Origin of the sequence: Indolivaga capnocytophagoides DSM 22835 (assembly GCF_000426485.1) — a bacterium.
Lineage (GTDB): Bacteria > Bacteroidota > Bacteroidia > Bacteroidales > Dysgonomonadaceae > Dysgonomonas_A > Dysgonomonas_A capnocytophagoides.
Map to the genome: position 1 here is coordinate 664879 of NZ_KE384529.1, position 22037 is coordinate 686915.

At 39.3% G+C, this 22037-nt stretch carries 16 protein-coding genes; 7 read left to right on the forward strand and 9 right to left on the reverse strand.

Going from position 1 to position 22037, the window contains the following annotated elements; genetic code table 11:
• Window positions 1-264 precede the first annotated feature (264 nt).
• The 7 genes from K322_RS0116115 (at window position 265) to K322_RS0116145 (ending at window position 6772) form a co-directional block, all read left to right on the forward strand.
• Window positions 265-1200 carry a DUF3667 domain-containing protein gene (locus K322_RS0116115; protein ID WP_026627797.1) on the forward strand — a complete coding sequence of 312 codons (936 nt, stop codon included), beginning with the start codon at window positions 265-267 and terminating at the stop codon, window positions 1198-1200.
• 343 nt (window positions 1201-1543) lie between these two features.
• A complete protein-coding gene (locus K322_RS0116120; protein WP_026627798.1) occupies window positions 1544-2326 on the forward strand; it encodes a sulfide/dihydroorotate dehydrogenase-like FAD/NAD-binding protein in 783 nt (260 codons plus the stop codon).
• Between the two features lie 80 nt (window positions 2327-2406).
• Entirely contained in the window at window positions 2407-3882 is a 1476-nt protein-coding gene (gene gltA, locus K322_RS0116125; RefSeq protein WP_026627799.1) for an NADPH-dependent glutamate synthase, read from the forward strand.
• Between the two features lie 183 nt (window positions 3883-4065).
• The gene (locus K322_RS0116130) at window positions 4066-4722 is read left to right on the forward strand and encodes a hypothetical protein (protein WP_026627800.1); all 657 of its coding nucleotides are present in this window, start codon (window positions 4066-4068) and stop codon (window positions 4720-4722) included.
• Between the two features lie 72 nt (window positions 4723-4794).
• Window positions 4795-5328, forward strand: coding sequence for an RBBP9/YdeN family alpha/beta hydrolase (locus K322_RS0116135; protein WP_026627801.1), 534 nt, complete (start codon window positions 4795-4797; stop codon window positions 5326-5328).
• Window positions 5329-5434: 106 nt separating this feature from the next.
• A complete protein-coding gene (locus K322_RS0116140; RefSeq protein WP_026627802.1) occupies window positions 5435-6058 on the forward strand; it encodes an HD domain-containing protein in 624 nt (207 codons plus the stop codon).
• 93 nt (window positions 6059-6151) lie between these two features.
• Complete coding sequence (locus tag K322_RS0116145; RefSeq protein ID WP_084158599.1) at window positions 6152-6772, forward strand: flavin reductase; 621 nt, start codon at window positions 6152-6154, stop codon at window positions 6770-6772.
• 119 nt (window positions 6773-6891) lie between these two features.
• Here K322_RS0116145 and K322_RS21100 read toward each other — a convergent pair whose 3' ends face one another.
• The 9 genes from K322_RS21100 to carA form a co-directional block, all read right to left on the reverse strand.
• A complete protein-coding gene (locus K322_RS21100; RefSeq protein WP_221407012.1) occupies window positions 6892-9984 on the reverse strand; it encodes a DUF7902 domain-containing protein in 3093 nt (1030 codons plus the stop codon).
• A 255-nt stretch (window positions 9985-10239) separates the two neighbouring features.
• Window positions 10240-11739, reverse strand: a complete 1500-nt coding sequence (locus tag K322_RS21105; RefSeq protein WP_221407013.1) for a DNA repair ATPase — start codon at window positions 11737-11739, stop codon at window positions 10240-10242.
• A gap of 78 nt (window positions 11740-11817) precedes the next feature.
• Window positions 11818-12444 (reverse strand): hypothetical protein, encoded by a 627-nt coding sequence (locus tag K322_RS0116155; protein WP_026627804.1) that lies wholly within the window; start codon window positions 12442-12444, stop codon window positions 11818-11820.
• Between the two features lie 54 nt (window positions 12445-12498).
• A complete protein-coding gene (locus K322_RS0116160; RefSeq protein ID WP_026627805.1) occupies window positions 12499-14685 on the reverse strand; it encodes a flotillin family protein in 2187 nt (728 codons plus the stop codon).
• 30 nt (window positions 14686-14715) lie between these two features.
• Window positions 14716-15375 carry an OB-fold-containig protein gene (locus K322_RS0116165; protein WP_026627806.1) on the reverse strand — a complete coding sequence of 220 codons (660 nt, stop codon included), beginning with the start codon at window positions 15373-15375 and terminating at the stop codon, window positions 14716-14718.
• A 258-nt stretch (window positions 15376-15633) separates the two neighbouring features.
• Window positions 15634-16722: an acyltransferase family protein gene (locus tag K322_RS0116170; RefSeq protein ID WP_026627807.1), complete on the reverse strand. Its 1089-nt coding sequence runs from the start codon at window positions 16720-16722 to the stop codon at window positions 15634-15636.
• A 128-nt stretch (window positions 16723-16850) separates the two neighbouring features.
• Entirely contained in the window at window positions 16851-17084 is a 234-nt protein-coding gene (locus tag K322_RS0116175) for a zinc-ribbon domain-containing protein (protein ID WP_026627808.1), read from the reverse strand.
• A 188-nt stretch (window positions 17085-17272) separates the two neighbouring features.
• A complete protein-coding gene (gene carB / locus K322_RS0116180) occupies window positions 17273-20497 on the reverse strand; it encodes a carbamoyl-phosphate synthase (glutamine-hydrolyzing) large subunit (RefSeq protein ID WP_026627809.1) in 3225 nt (1074 codons plus the stop codon).
• A 47-nt stretch (window positions 20498-20544) separates the two neighbouring features.
• Window positions 20545-21615, reverse strand: coding sequence for a glutamine-hydrolyzing carbamoyl-phosphate synthase small subunit (gene carA / locus K322_RS0116185; protein ID WP_026627810.1), 1071 nt, complete (start codon window positions 21613-21615; stop codon window positions 20545-20547).
• Window positions 21616-22037: the final 422 nt, after the last annotated feature.

The following is a 22037-nucleotide window of genomic DNA, read 5'->3' on the forward strand; positions in this document are numbered from 1 at the left end:
GTTATTTCTAAATTCTACCTATCTATAAAATTTGGCTAAAAGTAATAAAAATCGATGTGACCAACAGATAATCCTTTAATATAAAAGACCTATTTAACAGAAATTGCTATAAAAATGGGCTCTTTTGACTATTATCATCGGTAAAAATCCTTTTTCACAGAAAAAAGCCAATATATAAAACCGAAAAAATGACATTTTGAGATATATTTCGATATATATTTGCACTTTACATTCATCAAACACCCAGAATATAAAATAACAAGCATGAGCCATCAGAAAGTCAGAGAAGACAATACGTGTCAAAACTGTGGTAAATATGTTCAAAATCGGTATTGTCCTCATTGCGGGCAGGAGAATATAGAAGTCCGTTATTCTTTTCCGGGACTCATACATCACTTTGCAGCCGATCTTTTTCATTACGACAGTTCGATATGGCTCACGGCCAGATATCTGCTTACGTCTCCGGGGAAATTAGCCAAAGAATATATTTCGGGCAAACGAAAAACATATGTCGACCCTATCAAGCTTTATATCTTCATCAGTTTTATTACTTTCTTTTCGTTAGGAATATTTTCGCATTATCAGATTGCTAATATTTCAGGTAATACCGATGCTGTAAAACTGACAGTTTCGGGAACAGATAAACAAACAGGAAAGCCACTATCTGTGACAGTCAACAGTACCGAACAGCTCGATTCGCTTACCAATACCCAGAATGTAGCTTTCAAGGAGCATTACTCCACTAAATACCTTCTGAAAGCGGTAAACAACATTTCAAATGAGCACAAACGGGAACAATTTAAAGAATTCGCAACTCACAACCTGCCAAAAGTATTATTTGTATATATGCCTATTTTTGCCTTCTGGCTATGGGTATTCCATTACAAGCAAAGGAAATATTATTCCGACAGCGGTATATTTACGCTCTATTTCTTTTCGTTCATTCTGCTTCTCTCTACCATCAATATCATACTAAATTATATACTCGAAAAAACAGGAATAGAGCCCTATGTAGATACGTATCTTATGCTATTCAACATTATATATGTTATCTGGTATTTTTTCAAAGCCCATCTCTATTTTTTTGAGGAAAAGAAGTCTGTTTCGGTTCTCAAATCCATTATGATCAGCATCATAGGTGTTATACTGATATCCATTATACTCCTATTGTATATTCTATATGCATTGGTCGCTATATAATTAAGGTGAAACAGAAACTAATCAGGGTAAACACATTGGGAGTATTTCTCGTCCAGAAAAAAATATGACACTCCAACCTTACATTTTAAGTAATAATTGGCATTCACACTTACTTTTTCCAGAAGATAAGGAACGATCAAATATCAAAAAGTAAACATTTTATCTATATCCATTAGATAAAATCTATTGTTTTGCTATATTTGTGATCAAACTAAGGTCGCAAACCTTTTTTCACTCAATTAAAGGTCTCAGACCTTTTTATTACTTTGGTAACTATAACAACCAAAGTCTGTTGTTGACTAAAAATGTATCACTAAATACTTTCTTTTACTTAAAATAGAACATGAATAAAATTATCCAGAAACAATACTTCTCGCCCAAAGTAGTTGAATTCGTAGTAGAAGCACCTCTCATAGCCCGAAGTCGCCGTGCAGGACATTTTGTAATTGTGAAAGTCGGAGAAAAAGGCGAACGTATCCCTTTGACTATAGCACAAAGCGATGTCGAAAAAGGCACTATCACCATTGTTGTACAAAGTGTGGGTCTATCGTCCGAAAAATTATGCAACCTCGAAGAAGGAGACTACATCACCGATTTGGTAGGACCTTTGGGTAAAGCTACTCATATCGAAAAATACGGAACAGTTGTTTGTGCCGGAGGCGGTGTTGGTATTGCTCCGATGCTACCTATTATCGAAGCTATGAAAAAAGCAGGAAACCGTGTTATATCGGTTCTTGCGGCACGTAACAAAGACCTTGTTATATTAGAAGAACAAGTGGCGAAATACTCGGACGAAGTAATCGTTATGACCGATGACGGATCTCACGGACAAAAAGGACTGGTTACAAACGGAGTAGAATCGGTAATAAACCGCGAACAAGTAGATTTGTGTGTAACAATCGGACCTGCCATCATGATGAAGTTCGTGTCCCTTCTTACTCAAAAATACAATATCCCCACGATGGCATCGCTCAATACCATCATGGTAGACGGAACCGGAATGTGCGGAGCATGCCGTGTATCGGTAGACGGAAAGACCAAATTCGTTTGTGTCGACGGACCCGAGTTCGATGCACACAAAGTTGATTTTGACGAAATGCTAATGCGTCTGAAAGCATACAACTGAAAATAATTAATTATCTACAAGATTTGGTTGTCTCTACTTACCAAAGTAATAAAAAAATCAGAGACCTTAACAGAAAGAAAATGACACGACAAGAATATATGAAAGAAAGGCGCAGCGAGCCTTGGAGAGACGAATTGAGACGAAGTGTAAAAGCAAAAGAACGGGGAGAACGTCCACGTGTACACATGAATGAACTCGATCCTGAATTTCGCAGCCATGAATTGAAAGCCGAAGTAAATCAGGGATTAACAAAAGAACAGGCTATTGCAGAAGCCGGACGATGTCTGGATTGCGGAAATCCGACCTGTGTAACCGGATGCCCTGTCGAAATCAACATCCCTACATTTATAAAAAATATAGAACGGGGCGACTTTATCGAAGCCGCACGTACACTTAAAGAAACCAGTGCATTGCCTGCTGTATGCGGACGTGTATGCCCTCAGGAAAAACAATGCGAAGCCCAATGTATCTATATCCAGAAAATGGGTAAAGAGCCTGTGGCAATCGGCTATCTCGAAAGATTTGCCGCCGACTACGAAAGATTGAACGGTATAATAGCCGAACCCGAAAAGCCGGTATCAAACGGTATCAAAGTAGCAGTTGTAGGCTCAGGCCCCGCCGGGCTCTCTTTCGCCGGAGACATGGCCAAACGAGGATACGACATAACCGTGTTTGAAGCCCTGCATGAAATAGGCGGGGTATTAAAATACGGAATACCCGAATTCCGCCTGCCAAACGATGTTGTTGATGTAGAAATAGAAACCCTTCGCAAAACAGGTGTTAAGTTCGTAAAAAACTGCATTATCGGAAAAACGATATCTCACGAAGATCTTCGTGCCGAAGGATTTAAAGGAATATTTGTAGCCAGCGGCGCAGGATTACCTAATTTTATGAATATTCCGGGAGAAAACCTGATAGGGGTAATGTCAGCAAACGAATTCCTTACCCGTGTCAATCTGATGGATGCCTCTAGTCCCGACAGCGACACTCCCGTGCAGAAAGGCAAAAGTGTGGCCATTATCGGAGCAGGAAACACGGCTATGGATGCAGTACGCACCGCACGCCGCCTTGGAGCAGAACGGGCTATGGTCGTTTACCGCCGTTCGGATGAAGAAATGCCGGCTCGTGCCGAAGAAGTAAAACACGCCAAGGAAGAAGGTGTGGAATTCCTGACTCTCCATAATCCGATACAATACGAAGGCGATGATAAAGGTCATGTACAGCGCATGCTCCTTCAGAAAATGGAGTTAGGAGAAGCCGATGCATCCGGACGCCGCAAACCTGTACCTATCGAAGGTGCAACAGAATGGATCGATGTCGATGAAGTTATAGTGAGTGTGGGAGTATCTCCCAATCCTTTGATTCCTTCAACATTCACCGGTCTGGATGTGACAAAATGGGGTACTGTTGTTATCAATCAGGATACGATGCAAACCGACCTTTCGGATGTCTACGCCGGAGGTGATATTGTTCGCGGAGGGGCAACAGTTATTCTGGCTATGGGAGACGGAAGACGTGCAGCTGAAGCGATGGATAAATCTTTACAAGCCAATTAAGGCATACGATATTATACCACACACTGAAACCTGAGTTTTATACTCAGGTTTTTTTATGTAAATTTGTACCGGAGAATAAAAAAACAACAATCCTACTCTAAATCGGGATAAAGTAAAGTATTGCAGGGATAGTTTTAACACTAAAGAAAATAAAGAACAACCATTTGCCAAAATACGTATAATATGAGGAATGAACAAGAACTTGTTAACGAGATATTTGATCGGTTAGATGAGTGGCGCAATTTTCCGGCTTACTTATTAGAAGGCAGGGCTGATATTTTTTTCGGCATATATTTGCCCAATATCATAAAGAAAAAATTTGGATGCACGGTTGATCATATCATCCCCGAATTTCCGATAAAAGCCGGAGTACTATTCAATGCCGATCCCACAGAATCGGCACATCCTCTGAAAATCAACTTTGTGGCTGTTTGCGAATCGGTGAAGACCGTTTACATGATATCTCTCAAAACTGATATCAATTCGCTGCGTCCACTACAATATAGCTATTTGAGTAAAGCCAGAGAAAATAATATCAAGAACATAGTAGATGGTATTCTCGATATAGAACATGCAAGTATGCTCAAAAAAAAGTACAATAATTTACTTCATAAATTACATGCCGTAGGATGGCTCGATCAATCGCTGAAAAATAATACGGCAGGGCAATACAATATCAAGATTGTTTACATACAACCATCCAGCAAGAGCGGAGAAGACGAGATTATCACATTTGATAACATTATAGAGTACCTTTCCGAAAAGAATGACTTCTTTACAACCCGTTTTTGCCGATCGCTGTCGTCTTGGGTCAACAACAGCCCTTCGGAACTACAATAGAGACAATTGAACAAAATATTTCGTACACTCAACTAAATAAGGTTAACTTTGTTATTAACAAAAACAAAGTACATGACTACTTATATTATTATACCCGGACTAGGTAATTCGGGCGAAGACCATTGGCAAACTTTTTTCGAAAAAAGTGGAGACAATTTCCATCGTATCAACCAAAAAGAATGGTATACTCCTCAATGCGATATATGGGCCGAACAAGTTGAGCAAGAATTATCGAACTACTCTCTACCGGAGGTCGTACTGATTGCACACAGTCTGGGATGCCTTACTGTTGCACACTGGGCTGAAAGATACAAACATCAGGTCAAAGGAGCGCTTTTAGTCGCCCCCGCCGATATTGATTCCCTTGTAAATGATCCAAGTTTACCGATGAAAGGATTCTCCCCTATTCCGTTACAGCCCTTGAACTTTCCGACTATACTTGTGGGCAGCGAAAATGACCCGTGGTGCACAATAGAAAGGGCTCAACATTTTGCGGCTCACTGGGGCAGCCAATTTATAAGCGCTGGAAAAGCAGGACATATCAACGGATTGTCAGGTTATGGAGAATGGTTATCAGGATTAGATCTCATCCGTACGTTTGATTAAAGAAAACTAAGTCTGCATAACTTTTTTCAGCTTTGGTATACTTACGTTACTTAATCCGATAATTATTCTTAAATTAGTATTCGAATTACACCAATTCCTTACCCCTATGCTGAAACAACTATTTACAGAACTTGTAAGCAATTATTCGGCAGACAATAAACTTTCTGTCCGATTATGGAATGAAATTGAGATAAATTATCGTGATGCAGGCAGATACTACCACGATCTCAATCACATTCGTAAAATGTACGATGAATTATCGCAGGTAAAAGACCAGACTGAGGATTGGGATGCAATGCTATTTGCTTTATTTTATCACGATATAATTTATCATACCAAACGGATGGACAATGAGTCGGAAAGTGCCTTGCTGGCAGCAAAACGGCTTAATGAAATACAACATTTTCAGAAAGATCGTATAAACAGATGCTCCGTACATATTTTAGCAACCAAAGGACACCACAAGAGTCTCGATAATGACACCAATCTCTTTATCGATGCCGACTTGTCGATACTAGGCTCCGAAAGTGATGTATACAAGCAGTACATAAAGGATATACGGCGCGAATATTTTATTTATTCAGACAAAGAGTACGCTTACGGACGAAAAAAGGCTTTATCTCATTTTCTGAATATGAAGCAAATATTCAAAACTCCCCATTTTCTATCCAGATACGAAGATCAGGCTCGTAAAAACATTCAGGAAGAGTTGGATCTTCTGGCAGTATGAACAAGAGTACAATAAATCTTGTTATTACCATTTCTCCAATTAGGTTATCATTTAGTTTTAATAATTGAACAATACATTTTAATAAATAAATTCATGAAAAAATTAGGTATATTATTGACTGTTGTTATCCTAGCGATAACAGGTATAAATGTTTATGGACAAACAGCACCGGATCAGAAAGGATCGTTCAACGATATTTTCACACAGATAGATGCTAAAGAAATACCCGAAAGTGTATTCAAACTGGTAGGATCGGATTACAGTGTTATAACAGCCGGAGATCCATCTCTATACAACTCAATGGTTGCAAGCTGGGGAGGCTGGGGTATTCTATTCGAAAAGCCTACAACCTGGTGCTTCCTCCGTTCTAACCGATATACTCTCGAAATAATCAGAAAGAAAGAAACATATACGATGAGTTATTTTGATGACGAATACAAAAAAGACTTTCTTTTGTTCGGCAAAAAATCCGGACGCAACAGCGATAAAATGAAAGAAAGCAAACTATCTGTCATACAAATACCTTCGGGAAATCTGTCATATAAAGAAGCCAAACTAATAATAGAGTGCAAACTGGCAGAAGTCACAACAGTTGCACCCGGCGATTTTTACACAGAACAAGGCAAAAAATTTGTAGAAGATGCTCATGCCGAAACAAACGATTATCACAAAATTGTATTCGGTGAAATCACAAACGTATGGATACGGAAATAAGTAACTGTTTAAATTGACCTCATTTAGATTTTTAGAAATCTTTTTTTAGCCGATTTTTATTTTTTCGATACGATAACAGCGGGCTGTTTGAGTTGAGAAAGTTACCAAGGTCTAAGACCTTATTTCTTCTTCAAGACATCTATTATACCCTCGAGGTTGACATTAAATTCGGCAAGTTGAGCCAATACCATTCCCGTTTGATTCGACTTGTCGATACCTCCGAGCTTATTGTTCTTACCGAACACCTCTTTGATATGCATCCATCGCCGATGTTCGTCTTCCGATAATAATCGGGCAATCTCTTTCAGTTTCAAAAGATTCGCCTCGGCATTTGATGTCAGTGTCTGCGATTCGCTTTCATAATGAGATAGTATAAGTTCATTTATCTCCTTTGGATTCATCAACGGCACTACCTGACCTATCATCTTATTCATATCCCTATACGATCCTTGCAGTTTAAAGGCTGGTTCCATCCTGTAAGTATCCTGCATCGCTGCACTGGAGATGTAATTCTGATTCACCTTCAAGACTATATCCCGTATGGCTATTGCATTACGAACAACAGCCACAAAATCATCCACATCCTGCTGTGTATAATTGCCTTCGAGGTCGGGTAAAGATTCCGATCCGCTTTCTATATAGTTGACAAGTTTATAAAAATCGTCGAAACTTTTTCCGGCTATCTTCTGAATGTATTGATTTTCGACAATGGCATTTTCCAGAAGACTTAGACGGAACAGGTGCTCTGTTCCCCCGATAACATCTCCCAGATTATATACGTCGGCACGATTAGCTAACATATCCGGAATCTGAAATTTTTCGCCGCTCTCGGTATAAGGATTACCTGCCATAATCACACAAAAACGTTTTCCCCGCAGGTCGTAAGTCTTGCTGTCTCCTTCAAAAATGCCATCCATTTTACGCTGTCCGTCAGCCAAAGAAATGAACTTTTGCAAAAATTCAGAACTGCAATGCTGAATATCATCCAGATAGAGCATTACGTTATCTGCCATTTCAAACGAAAGGTTTATCTTTTTCAGTTCTTCTCTTGCTCCCGAAGTTTTTGCTTCTGCCGGATCGATAGATGTTATAGAATGTCCGATAGTAGGACCGTTTATCTTTACAAAATTCAATCCCATGGTTTTAGCCAGATACTCCATCAAGGTAGTTTTACCATACCCGGGAGGAGAAATAAGCAATAACATCCCCATACGGGCAGTTCTTTTATTCTCACCTGCCACCCCCAATTGCTTGGCAAGATTAGCGCCTATCAACGGAAGATATACTTCATTGATAAGTTTATTACGGACAAAGGACGTTAAAACCTTAGGTTTCAGCTCTTCTAATTTTAATGATTTACGGAATGCCGCAATCAAGATATCTTTTTGCCGGATAAATTCATTAAAGTCAGTTACACTTACTTCTTCGAAACAGCTTAATTTATCTACGAATCGATGGTAATCAAGCAGATACAGTCCATTTTCAATTACAGGGTGACTGCCTCTCAGATCATCTATCTGTAATTTATCCGCTGCTATATGCACCGAATATTCCTGCTTGCGCAGTAACAGCAGACATGCAGTTTCTTCCACATATTTCTTCAGAGGAATATATTCAGATGATAGATCAACAAATGAATTCAGCCAGTTCTGAACCAGATAAAAACGGTCTACAGGATCGAAGGTGTTATTTGCCGTATCACTTTCGAAATCTTCAAAAAGACCTTTATCTTCAAGATATTTCACAAACTTGTCTCGGAGTAACGCAGCCTGCTCACTGCAAGTAAACACCTGTGAATCGGCAAACTCAGCGAAAAGATAATCGGCAACTTTACTTTCAAAACTTTCTGAAACACTGAAATAAGTATTCCACTCTTTAAAGCTCTCTCTTATCTGAGTGATTACATACTGATAATTTCCTGATTTTGGAAATGCCTTTAATACCAGATTAGCTGAGGTTATCAGTTTGAACAACCGTTTTTTATCATCATCCGGCATCATTGTCCAGAACAACTGGGCTGCAATCCTCACTTTCGGTTCGAAAGCCAAAAGCCCCAGATCGATATACAATTTGCGTAACGTTTCGTAAATACGTAATGCGTCAAAATCGTGTACACCCTTCATGTACGATTCACTATAATTCTGCTCGACCCGTTGATTCACAAATAGTTTAACATCAAAGTGCGGATTTTTCAGGCTCTCTTCGAATGCCAGATTTGCGAGATATTCGGCTCGGTACACGTCCTTGTTTTCCGAAACAATCTCCTGTTCCCATATATCCCGATAACGGTTGATCTCATCGTTTCGTATCTCATAATAGAACCCTGTACCGGTCAGATGATAGAATAGTTTATCTTCTCTGCGGACAACGGTCAGATCCAGCGATTGCTTATTTACTGCAAATTTATAGCTACCTAAGGATATAATGTTATCGCCATCGACAAACAATTCGGTTCGATCTTTCAGTACACGAAGGGCATCTTCGAGCGAGGTTTTCAGGCTGTTTTCGAGATTCTCGGCTTTCGACACATCACCCAGAGACTTCAATTCTTCGACCAATTTTCGAATTTTATCCGCCATCAGATCAGTAGAAAAGAATGCTTGAATTTCTTCCCGTGTTTTGAATGTCTGCGCCTTGTTCTCAACGTTCTTCAAAACGCGCAGTCCTATTTGTTCCAATGATGATGTACGGCGGTTTATCTGTTCTATAAGCTGAGCTTTTTTACCATCGAAAGCCTTCACCACATCATTCCGTTTCTCTGCAATACGGAGTATAAAATCGTCAAAATCGGCGTACTTACTTTCGAGTTCCTCTACCTGTATACTTACTTTAGTAAAATACTCATCGCAGCGTTCGGGAGACGTAGCCAACTCCAGATAGTTAACGATACTTTGCTCGAGCAGAGTTATTTGTGCCTTAAAATCAGCAACAGCTTCGTGTGTACGCAATGAGTCGATCTTCCGTTTCAGTTGCGCCCGCACTTCATTGAGCGAAGAAAATATCAATGATATTTTTTCGACAATACGGGTTGCTTCAGTAGTATCGTCTATTTTCAAACTATTGAGAATATCGATAAGCAACTCAAGCTCAGAAGAAATCAATTTGCAATTATCCTCTATTTTATTGGCATCTATAACTTTGGTTACATTATCTACTTCACCCCGCTGCACTTCTACCTTCTGGTCGTAGGGAATCAGTGCTTCGTCTTTCAAGAGGAAAGCAATTGTTTTTTCTGAAAGCTTTTGACTTGTTTCATTCAACAAGCCTTTGTATTCATCAACTTTCGCAGTATCTATGTATTTTACATTCCCCAGTTCAATAACTTCACCATGCAGTTTTCGAGTATCAGCCAGTTGCTTGACTAACTGATCGAGAGTCGAATAACGTGCATTCTTGACTTCAAACAGCAGTTTATCTACCTTTTCGGCAGCAGCAATCAGTGTTTCTCCGGCATGCTTTTTCTGAGTCTATACCTTGTCAAACTCATCTATAGCAGTATTCGCTATTTCCTTGATTTGCTTTAAAGGCGAAGATATTTCGAAAGTTTCGGCACTCGAAATCCAGAAAAAGGCATCGAGTATATCATTTGACTTCTTTACAATATCCTCATACAAACCTTCATACGAATCTTCTTTATTGATAAGTAAAATAACTTCCTGACATTCTGCCATCGCCCTCACAATACTTTTATTGCCTATTTTATAGAGAAAATTGTCTTTTTTCTGAGGATTTTCTCTCCATTCGATCATATAAGGCGTTTGCCAGATCTGCACCTGATGATGACGTGTAGCCTCTTTTTCCGATCTGAAATAAATAAGAGAACCATCGGCAAAGAATGTAAATCCGTTACAGATAATAGGTGTTTCGACCTGCTGACGGATTATATTATGAGACATCAGAACATAAATATTACTTTCATTCTGATAAAAAATATACAGATAGTCTTCTCCATTGGGAGAGGTCACCTTCCGTATAAATTCGAGATTGCTAAGTTCGCTTTCGAATATCTTATGATCGCCATTTTGCAGATAATAACCATTCGGAAAAATAATGCCCTGACTATCGGGCAGCAGTATACCAGCATCGTTGAGGGTATGTATATTTATAACCTCTCTGGTACGTGTATTGAAAACAAAAGCTCGGAAACCTTCCTGATAGGGTTTTATCCGTATCAATATAATATTTCCCAGATCGGCATAATAATATTCGGCATCATCCAATTGCTGGTCTTTATTCTCCACTTTTTCGGAATAAATCCCTTTGCCCGTCTGGGTATTATCTTCTATCTTGAATGTGATATCTCCACCTGTGGCTTCAATAAAGACTTTATCAAGGATGGATATATGCGGAAATGTACCCAGCCGACGGTCATCCAAAGAGGTTTTATTCCATTTGAATTCGTGCTGAGGAGTTTTTACGACCTCGTGAAAACTGCGGCCGTCCTGATAAATAAGCCTGTTATCTTTGACCAGCCATTTGAAAGCTTTAGCATCATTTACCGATTTACCCGTCTGAAAAATCATATACAGATAATTCTCCGTACGGCGAAAACGGGAAAATATAGAATCTCTGTAATATTTATAAAGATTTTTATAGTCGGCTATAAACGCTTCATCATTAATAAGCTCGAGCGATTGAGTTTCAAACTGGTTTTCTTCGAACTTATAGATACTGAACACATCACTTAATTGAATATCAGACCGTAAGCCGAAATGCACATTATATCCGAAAATACATAAATTGCCCAGAGCCATGATACCACGTGACACGCAATTATTTTCTGTATTGATCCGCTGATTGGCTATAAGCGCAAATTCACTGGCTGTAAATACTTCTTTACGGGTATCGTTGAGCTGTAACAAACGTTTGAGCAGGTCGTCTTTCTGTACCTGTAATCGCTTACGTATTATTTCGTATGTTCCGGCATCGAGAGTCTCAGCCGGTTTGATTTGTTCTGTATCTTGCATATATGGTTTAATCTTTACAGATTATAATAATTTATGCCAATCGGCATATGCTATAAAAACATATCCGATCAGACTAAGCTACTCCAATTTCCAACCTCTTTTCTGAAGATATGTTTTACAGGTTATACAAAAGCCTGTTTCATCGAGAGTCGGGCTTTTATATTTCGAGTCCTTCATATAGCAGGTAGGACTAAGCTCACAATGTCCGAGCCCTTCGGTATGCGCCAGTTCGTGAATAGCTACTTTAAATAACTGATCGTAACGATCGTCTCCCCTCCTCGACAAACGATATGTTGATACAATGCAGACATCGCCCGGACTTCGGGCAAGCCCCATTACTCCATAGTCGTAATAACCGTGTGTAGTGATACTGATATCTTTGTATGTAAGCCCCAGAACAACAACACCTTTTCGCCTGTAACTTTTACGATGCAGATAATATAATAACGAATCTGCCCTATATCTGTGCAATGGTTCGAAATAAGCATTCGATGCCAGAGGGATAGGTCTTGCAATAGAAACGTTAGGAACTATCTGCTGCAAACGTTTCTGTAAAATATCGGCATATTTTTCGGGGAAACCGCCCAGTGGTTGAATCAAAACAGGACGAGATTCTACTGCATCTCCATTGTGATTTTCAGCATCATTACATGCGGTCAATAGTAAAAATACGCCCAATATAAAAAGCAATCCACCCGCTTTCATATCTTCTGTTTTTTTTAATTAGGGAGATATGTTACTACCCCCTATATATACAGATTACGACAACTTGTTGTTAGATATTCCCATTGATTTGGCAAGACTCAATAAATTATCAAGAATGCCCTTGTCCTCACTACTTGTACACTGGCTCTGCATTTTGAATATCAGTGCGGCTATACTGAGGTTTTTGATATCTTCGGTAGATATTCCATATTGGCGGACAAAGTATTTTATACGGTTCATCAATTCTCCCCCGTTGTGTCCGTCACCAAGTAATGCCTTTTTAATCTGGCTGATATTCTCGCTCTCATTCACCAAACGGTCAAACCCTTTAGCATTCGATATCTGTTTCACAATATTATCGAAAAACATAGTTTCACCACCAACAATATCGATATCTGCCGATTTCAATGCTTCGGCAAGAACAGAAGCCTGAGCATCTGCAATTTCTTTCTGAACTGCAATCTGAGCCAATTCTACGTCTTTCTCTTTTTGTAGTTGCAGCTTAAACTCTTCGTGTTCACGCCCCACTCCATCGAGTTTTTTCATGGCAGCCGCTTTTTCTTCAATACCCGATGCTTCGGCTAAAGCCTTTTCTTTGGCAACTTCGGCTTCCATCAGCCCTTCTTTGCGTTTAGCATCTGCTTTTGCCTGTATTCCGGCAGCTTCAGCAACCGATTTCTTCTCTATAATACTCGATTCTCCGATGGCCGTTGCCAATGATATTTCTTTGGTAACTTCGGCCTCAGCCAAGCCTTCTTTCTTGCGGGCTTCGGCTTTCGCTTCTATACCTGCAGCTTCGGCTCTCGCCTTTTTCTCTATATTGGCAGCTTCTACTGTACCTTGTTGCTCGGCTGCAGCGGCTTTAGCTTTCATAATTTCAGCTTCTGCCAGTCCATATGTCGCATCTTCTTTTGCCTGAGCTTCCGCCAATACCTTTCGAGCTTCTGCTTGTTTCGCCGATGCTTCTTTTTTGGCATCAGCATCAATCAATAACTGTTTAGCTCTTTCTTCGGCGGCCTTTTTATCAGCTTCCGCAGCTTTTACTGTTTGTATCAGTTTTTCTTCCGCTAATTGAGCGGCAGTAGTTATTCCGACTTGCTTTTTACGTTCCACTTCACGGAATGCTTCTATGTCTTTAATATTCTGAGTTTCTTCTACAACTCCTTTTTCGACTTCGACACGCTCACGAATTACATCCTGTATATTTTTCTTTTCTATTTCAAGTACCCGTTCCTTATCTATCTGAGCCAAAGTCACAATACGTTCGCGCTCGGTTTGCTCCAATGCACGGTCTTTTTCCACACGTTCCGCTTCGATAGCTTCAGTTCTCTGTTTGTTCTTCTCTGCTATTATAATCTGACGAAGTTTATTTTCTTCCTGAACAGCCAATTGCTCATCGGTACTAATACGTACAGTTTCGGATTTTAGGCGTTCCTCTTCACGCACCTTCTGAATTTCGGCTCCTTCACGAGCTTTCACATTATCAATTTCCCTTCGTTGTTTCTCCTCTTTTTCTGCCAATTGACGTTCGAGTTCGAGGATAGCTTCACGGGCTTCAACATTCTGTTTTTTGATCACTTTTTCTTCATCTCTGCGAATCTGGTTCGCATTAATATTCTGAGCCGCCGTCAATTCTGTAATTTTACGGATACCTTCGGAGTCCAGAATATTATCAGGGCTGAGAAACTGTATTTCGGTCTGTTCCAGATAGTCGATAGCACAGTCGTCCAGATTATAGCCATTAAGGTCTGTTCCGATAATGTCTATAATCTCGTCACGGAATTCGCGTCGTGCTTCATATAATTCGATGAAGTTAAATTTCTTACCTACGGTTTTGAGGGCTTCCGAAAACTTCGCCTCAAATATATTTTTCAGAGTCGAAATATCGCTTGCACGTTCACAACCGAGAGTCTGAGCCACATTGATTACATCGTTTACCGATTTATTGACACGTACAAAAAACGCCACTTTAATATCGGCTCGTATATTGTCTTTACAGATCAGTCCATCGTGCTGCATACGTTCTATTTCGAGTTTTTTGACCGAAATATCCATTATTTCCATCTTATGAAAAACCGGAACAACGTACATTCCTTTGTTAAAGGCAACTCCCGTACCTCCTACCCCGGTGCGGACGATAGCTTTTCCCTGAGGAATTTTTTTGTAAAACGAGGCTAAAACACCTAAGAAGATGAGCAAAAAAAGTAATACTGCTCCTACAATAATTAATATTAGTTCCATAGCTGGTTTAAGTTGTTTATTTTATGCTTATTAATTTTTAACGACTTGATATACATTGCCTTCATCGGGCATACGGGTTATTATGACATAGTCCCCATATGACAGTTTTTCGCCCTGCATACTTTTAACATTGAGTCTGATAGGATTTTTCCCGATCAGAAACTCTGCGACTCCGATTTTATCACCTTCTATGCTTGATAACATCTTTCCGGAACAACCGAAAAAATCAATCGCTTTCTCCCCGTTATAGCCTATCTGATGAAAGAAACCCGCCAAAGGTTTTGTCACCCATCCTGTAATAAACAGGCTAACCACAAGGGCCGGCAACAGTATAATGGCTGACCAGTTTCCCCATGCAGACAGATTAATAAAATGAGTCGTCACAAGTGTTGTAATCCATAGAAACAATATAAATACTGTCAGCACTATCATAAACGGAACACGACCCAAGTTCAGAAACTGCAAAGCCTGCAAAAATCCGCCTCCATGACCTGTATCAACATGAACATCATGATCAACATCAATACCGGCATCTATATCAACATCATGCGAAAAGTCTATCCCTAAATCCAAGTCATCCATACCTAAACCGCCGATCAGAGCAAATATCCAGTACAGAATGATTATAATCATAAGTACGGTAGCTATACCGTTAGGTAATGGATTAAAAAGGGTATACAGTATATCCATAAGCCTTAGATTTGAGTTTGTGTGATTATCAAAGCAAATAATCTGCTTTTGACAATAGTTCTTTAGTGTTATTTAAGTAACGCTTTTAGCAAATATAAAGAAATAAATTTAACATTACAATAGATTTTCTTCATCCACAACAGATTAAGATTCCAGATCTATTTATTGACTCTGCAAGCATAACAACAACAGTCTGTCATCGTTTATAAATACATCATTAAAATCTTACTGTTACTTATTCAAGATCAACCTGTTAAATTAATTCTTCTTGACTCTTTTTTGGCGGTAACGATCGATCGGATAAAGAATAAGATGATTGAGGAGGAATGAAAGAGCAATTGTTGCGATAACAACACCCCATCCTTCATAAGCCGACTGAAGCTTGAAAATATAATTAAGAAGCAATATAACTAAGCCATGAGATATATAAATAGGATATGACAACTCCCCTATCTTAGAGTCCAGTTTAGACTGCTTACACAAAGCGAAAAGGAAAGGAACGGAACATGCGAATACTATCAGATAAATATAATCGGTAAAATCACCGAGATACGTTCTGAGAAATACACAAAATAAAATCAGCAAAATATCCAGGCAGAGTACAGCCTGTAATTTTCGTAGAGAAAAAGATTTATGTTTTATTCTATTATATACCCGATAAGCGATCATCCCCAATATAAACAAATGTAATTCCGAGAAGAAAAACCTATATGTCCACGGATCATTATTATACCCTGTTACAGCTAACAGAACTTTACACGCAACAGAAGCAGTTCCGATAAGAATAAGCCAGCGTGTATTTTTGCGCGCAAAAAAAGGAACAATTAAATAAAATGTCAATTCCAAACCAATAGTCCAAGCCTGAGGCACCAACAAAAATGAATGCAAACGAGGAGAAGTCTCCACAAAATTATCTGTAAAAAACAAGTTTCCGGAAGTTAGATTCACCCCCATAAACATAATCCAATCCTGAAAAAAGACAATTATATTACTTATAACCAGAAATAGAAAAGAAAAAACACTGATTTTCGACCAATACAGTTTATAAGATTGCAATACCCCCCAAAACCTCCAATTTGTATCAAAAGCAATATACAAGCTAAAAAAAATAACTAATAAGGCAACAACCCAATATATAGGGTATAACTTTAGCATACGATTAGTTATAAACACTTTATACATTTTCAGCCCGACATATTTTTCGGTCAGGATAAGAGCCATGTAAAACCCGGAGAATATATAAAAAAGCTCAACAGCAAGCTTTCCTCCAACCATCTGCATGTATTGTTCATGTCCGGTATGAGCAAATACAACTGCTATTGCTAGTAAAAAACGTATAATTCCCATTAAAGGATAAAAGAGTTATAACAAAAAATCAGGACAAATATACGAATATCTATCCTGATTATATATGCTATTTATATTGTTCGGAAGTTACAAATATACGAATTTGAATTTTCACTCCGACGTCGTTATTATGTCAACCGAAGCAAAAGATATTGTCCTCCCAACAGAATAAGCAATGCTACAACCACAGCCAGAGCAGGCTTAATAATCTTAAACTTTTCGTTTGATTTTTTTTCGGGAGGAAGGGTTACTGTATTTACTGCTTCTTCGAAATCTCGCTCAAGCTCGTATCCGCATCCCGAGCAAAATTTTGCATTACTTGTGTTTTCTGTTTCACATCTTTGGCAAATGTTTCTTTTCATAAGTTCATAAGTTTGTGTTTAATAAAATGGTTGCTATAAGTAAAAGGAAGTATTTAAAAATATACTTTCAGAGAGTAAAAACTCCGGTATTTCACTTAGCTAAGCAACAAATAGGTCTGAGACCTTACAATAAACAAATATAGGGTTAAAAACGATGTTTAACCCTATATTTTCTTCATATTTTTTTATTATTCGTACTCGTTCCAAGGCTTGATCTCAAGCTGATCCACATCAAGCGTACAGAATGCCTGTATAAATGCCGATGCTAATCGAGAGTTAGTCACCAACGGAATATTATAATCGATTGCTGCACGACGAATTTTATAACCGTTATCAAGCTCATTGCTGGTAAAGTCTTTTGGGATATTTACCACCAAGTCGATTTTCTTATCTTGTATCATTTCCAAAGCGCTTGGTTTTCTGTCTTTTTCGTCATTCGGCCAATACACCTGAGTAGCAGGCACACCGTTATCAGTCAGAAAACGCTGTGAACCTCCTGTCGCATAGATCTCATACCCTTTCTGATGAAGCAGACGGGCAGCTTGCAACAATTCTACTTTCGATTTGGCAGGACCAGTCGAGAACAATACAGTTTTCTTTGGAATGCGATATCCTACCGAAAGCATCGATTTAAGCATGGCATCGTAGAAATTATCTCCAATACATCCTACCTCACCTGTTGAAGCCATATCTACACCCAGTACAGGGTCGGCTTTTTGCAAACGAGAGAATGAGAACTGAGATGCTTTTATACCTACATAATCCAAGTCGAATGCGTTTTTATTAGGCTGTTTCACTTCTTTACCAAGCATTACTTGAGTAGCCAACTCGATAAAGTTGATCTTCAACACTTTCGAAACGAATGGGAATGAACGTGATGCACGCAAGTTACATTCTATCACCTTGATTTCGTTGTCACGGGCAAGGAACTGAATATTGAATGGTCCTGATATTTCGAGAGCCTTGGCAATCTTACGTGCTATCTTTTTCACACGTCTCACCGTTTCCACATATAAACGTTGAGCAGGAAACTGTATCGTTGCATCACCGGAGTGAACTCCTGCAAACTCTACGTGCTCGGATATTGCGTACATTACTATCTCTCCATTTTGAGCGACAGCATCTACTTCTATTTCTTTGGCATTTTCGAGGAATTGAGATACTACCACCGGATGCTTTTTCGATACTTCGGCAGCCAATCCCAAGAAGTTTTCCAACTCTTTATCGTTCGAGCAGACATTCATAGCTGCTCCTGAAAGGACATAAGACGGACGTATCAGCACCGGATAACCGACTTCGGCTACAAACCCTTTAATATCTTCAAGCGAAGTAAGCTCCTGCCAACGTGGCTGATCCACTCCGATCTTATCCATCAGGCTCGAAAACTTGTGACGGTCTTCTGCATTATCTATACTCTTAGCAGTCGTTCCCAAAATATTCACTTTAGCGTCATCCAAACGGATTGCCAAGTTATTGGGAATCTGACCTCCTACTGAAAGAATTACCCCGTGAGGATTTTCGAGTTCGATGATGTCCATCACACGCTCGTATGTCAACTCATCAAAGTACAGCCGATCACACATATCATAGTCTGTCGATACCGTTTCGGGATTATAGTTAATCATCACCGAACGATACCCTTCTTTACGAATAGAATTCAAAGCATTTACCGAACACCAGTCAAACTCTACAGATGATCCGATGCGGTATGCTCCTGATCCGAGAACGATTACCGAACGATGGTCTCCCAGATATTTTACATCATTGGCACTGCCGTTATATGTAAGATACAGGTAGTTTGTCTGCGCAGGATATTCTGCCGCAAGTGTGTCTATCTGTTTCACTACCGGAACGATTCCGTTTTGTTTACGAATCGAGCGTACTTCTTTCGCCACACTGTCTATCAATGTAGGTTCTTTGCAAACGGTTTTGGCTATCTGGAAGTCAGAGAAACCTTGTTGTTTTGCAGTACGAAGTGTTTCAAGAGGTAATGATTTTATATCATCATACTTTTTCAGTTCTTCCGATTTGCGGAAAATATAGTGAAGTTTCTGCAAGAACCAACGGTCTATTTTGGTCAGTTCGTGAATCTGTTCTATATCATATCCTTTTTCGAATGCCTGATAAATACAGAAGATACGTTTGTCTGTCGGATTTTTCAGAGCATTATCCAAATCATCTACATCCGGAAATTTGTTTGCTGTAAATCCGTGCATACCAATATTCAGCATACGAAGGCCTTTCTGTATCGCTTCTTCGAAACTACGGCCGATAGCCATAATTTCTCCAACCGATTTCATGCTTGAACCAATCTCTTTGGATACTCCATGGAATTTACCTAAATCCCAACGAGGAATCTTCACAACGATATAGTCGAGAGCAGGCTCGAAGAATGCACTGGTTGATTTCGTCACCGAGTTTTTCAGATCGAATAATCCGTAACCTAAACCTAGTTTTGCTGCAACGAAAGCCAACGGATAACCTGTAGCTTTAGATGCCAATGCCGATGAACGGCTCAAACGGGCATTTACTTCTATCACACGGTAATCTTCCGATTCGGGGTCGAACGCATACTGTACGTTACACTCTCCCACTATACCGATGTGACGTACGATGCGGATAGCTATTTCGCGAAGTTTATGGTATTCTGAGTTTGTAAGTGTTTGAGATGGAGCAACCACAATACTCTCTCCGGTGTGGATTCCGAGCGGATCGAAATTCTCCATGTTACAAACAGTCATACAGTTGTCAAAACGGTCACGTACGACTTCATACTCAACCTCTTTCCAACCTTTCAGCGATTTTTCGACTAACAACTGAGGAGAGAATGCCAATGCTTTTTCAGCCAGAGCACGAAGTTCTTTTTCATTATCACAGAATCCTGAGCCTAACCCACCTAAAGCATAAGCGGCACGTACAATAATGGGATATCCTAATTCCGCGGCCGCTCTTACTGCTCCTTCGATTGTATCTACGGCTTCGCTTTTGATTGTTTTCACATCGATCTGATCGAGTTTCTTAACAAACAACTCGCGGTCTTCAGTATCCATTATCGCTTGCACGGGAGTACCTAATACTTTCAGATTGTATTTCTCGAGAATTCCCTGTTCAAATAGTTGAACACCACAGTTCAAAGCAGTTTGTCCACCGAAAGCAAGAAGTATTCCTTCCGGTTTTTCCTTCTTGATCACCTTCTCTACAAAGTATGGAGTAATCGGCAGGAAATATATTTTATCGGCACTACCTTCGGATGTCTGTACCGTTGCGATATTCGGATTGATAAGTACAGTTTCTATACCTTCTTCTTTCAAAGCTTTGAGAGCCTGAGATCCCGAATAGTCGAATTCTCCGGCCTCTCCGATTTTCAGAGCTCCCGAACCCAGTACCAGTACTTTTTTTATATTATTGTCCATCTTTATTTTATGTAAATAACAGGTTTAATTATAAAAGGTCTGTAACCTTAAAGTTTTTCGAAAAACATATCGAATAAGAAATCTGTATCAGTAGGTCCACTGGCAGCTTCGGGGTGAAACTGTGCGGAAAAGAACGGTTTGGTTTTATGCTTGATACCTTCGTTAGTTCCATCATTCAGATTGATGAACAATGGTTCCCAGTCAGCACCCAATGATGAATTTGATACTGCAAAGCCGTGATTTTGAGATGTAATAAAGCAACGTGTAGAATTTACCATCTTCACCGGCTGATTGTGACTACGATGACCGTATTTCAGCTTATATATCGTAGCTCCTCCTGCTTTCGATAATAATTGGTTACCCATACATATACCACAGATAGGTTTATCGCCTTGCATAGCTGTACGGATATTTTGCACGGTTGCCTCGCAAAAGTCGGGGTTACCGGGTCCATTTGAGATAAATAGTCCGTCCCATTCCAATTGGTTGAAGTCATAATCCCAAGGAACACGTATCAATGTGATATCCCGCTTAAGCAGACATCTTATTATATTGTGTTTTACACCACAGTCAACAAGCACTACCTTTTTCTTGCCCGATCCGTATGTGATTACTTCTTTGCAACTGGCCAATGCCACCTGATTTTCTATATTAGGATCTAGAAATTCAATTTCGTTTTCGTCTTTGAATACGATCTTCCCTTTCATCGAACCTTTTTCACGAAGCAGCTTCGTCAACTCACGGGTATCTATACCATAAATGCCCGGCACATTGTTTTCTTTAAGCCATTCACCTAAGCTTTTCTTAGCATTCCAGTGAGAGTATTCGTGCGAATAATCGGAAATGATCAATCCATTAACCTGAATTCGTTCCGACTCATAAAAGTTAGAAATGCCATCGGTAAAAGTATTATCGGGAACACCGTAATTACCAACAAGCGGAAAAGTAACAACTAATATCTGACCAAGGTACGAAGGGTCTGTCAAACTCTCGGGATATCCGACCATAGCTGTACTGAACACCACTTCTCCGGCTGATGCGCTTTCTGCACCAAACGACCGCCCTTCGAAGATAGTTCCGTCATCAAGAATCAATCGAACAGGTTTGTCTATCTGCATTTTGCAAAAGAATTATTAATAGGTAAATAAATAATTTCGAGTTCACGGATAGGTAAAAAAAAGGAACACGATAGTGATACCTGTTCCTTTTTTACCTGTATGTTATATTTGGATTTGTCTGTCATCAATATAATAGCTTCAAACACGTTATGAGTATCTGAGTTACAAAGATAGAAACTATTATTGAGAATAAAAAGTTATTTCCGAAGTAAAAATTCATACATTTTGATAAGTTCACTCAAATTATACCGTCCATCTTTTTTCTGATTTCAACAAAATAGATTATTTGCCCTTTTATTATATATCCAAAACAGAATAAACCGACCATTTTAAGACAAAAAAAGATATAACAAGCAAAATTACTTAAATCTATCGACAACAATGCCACTTAAAACAGCCATACAGGCAGTCATAATAAAGAT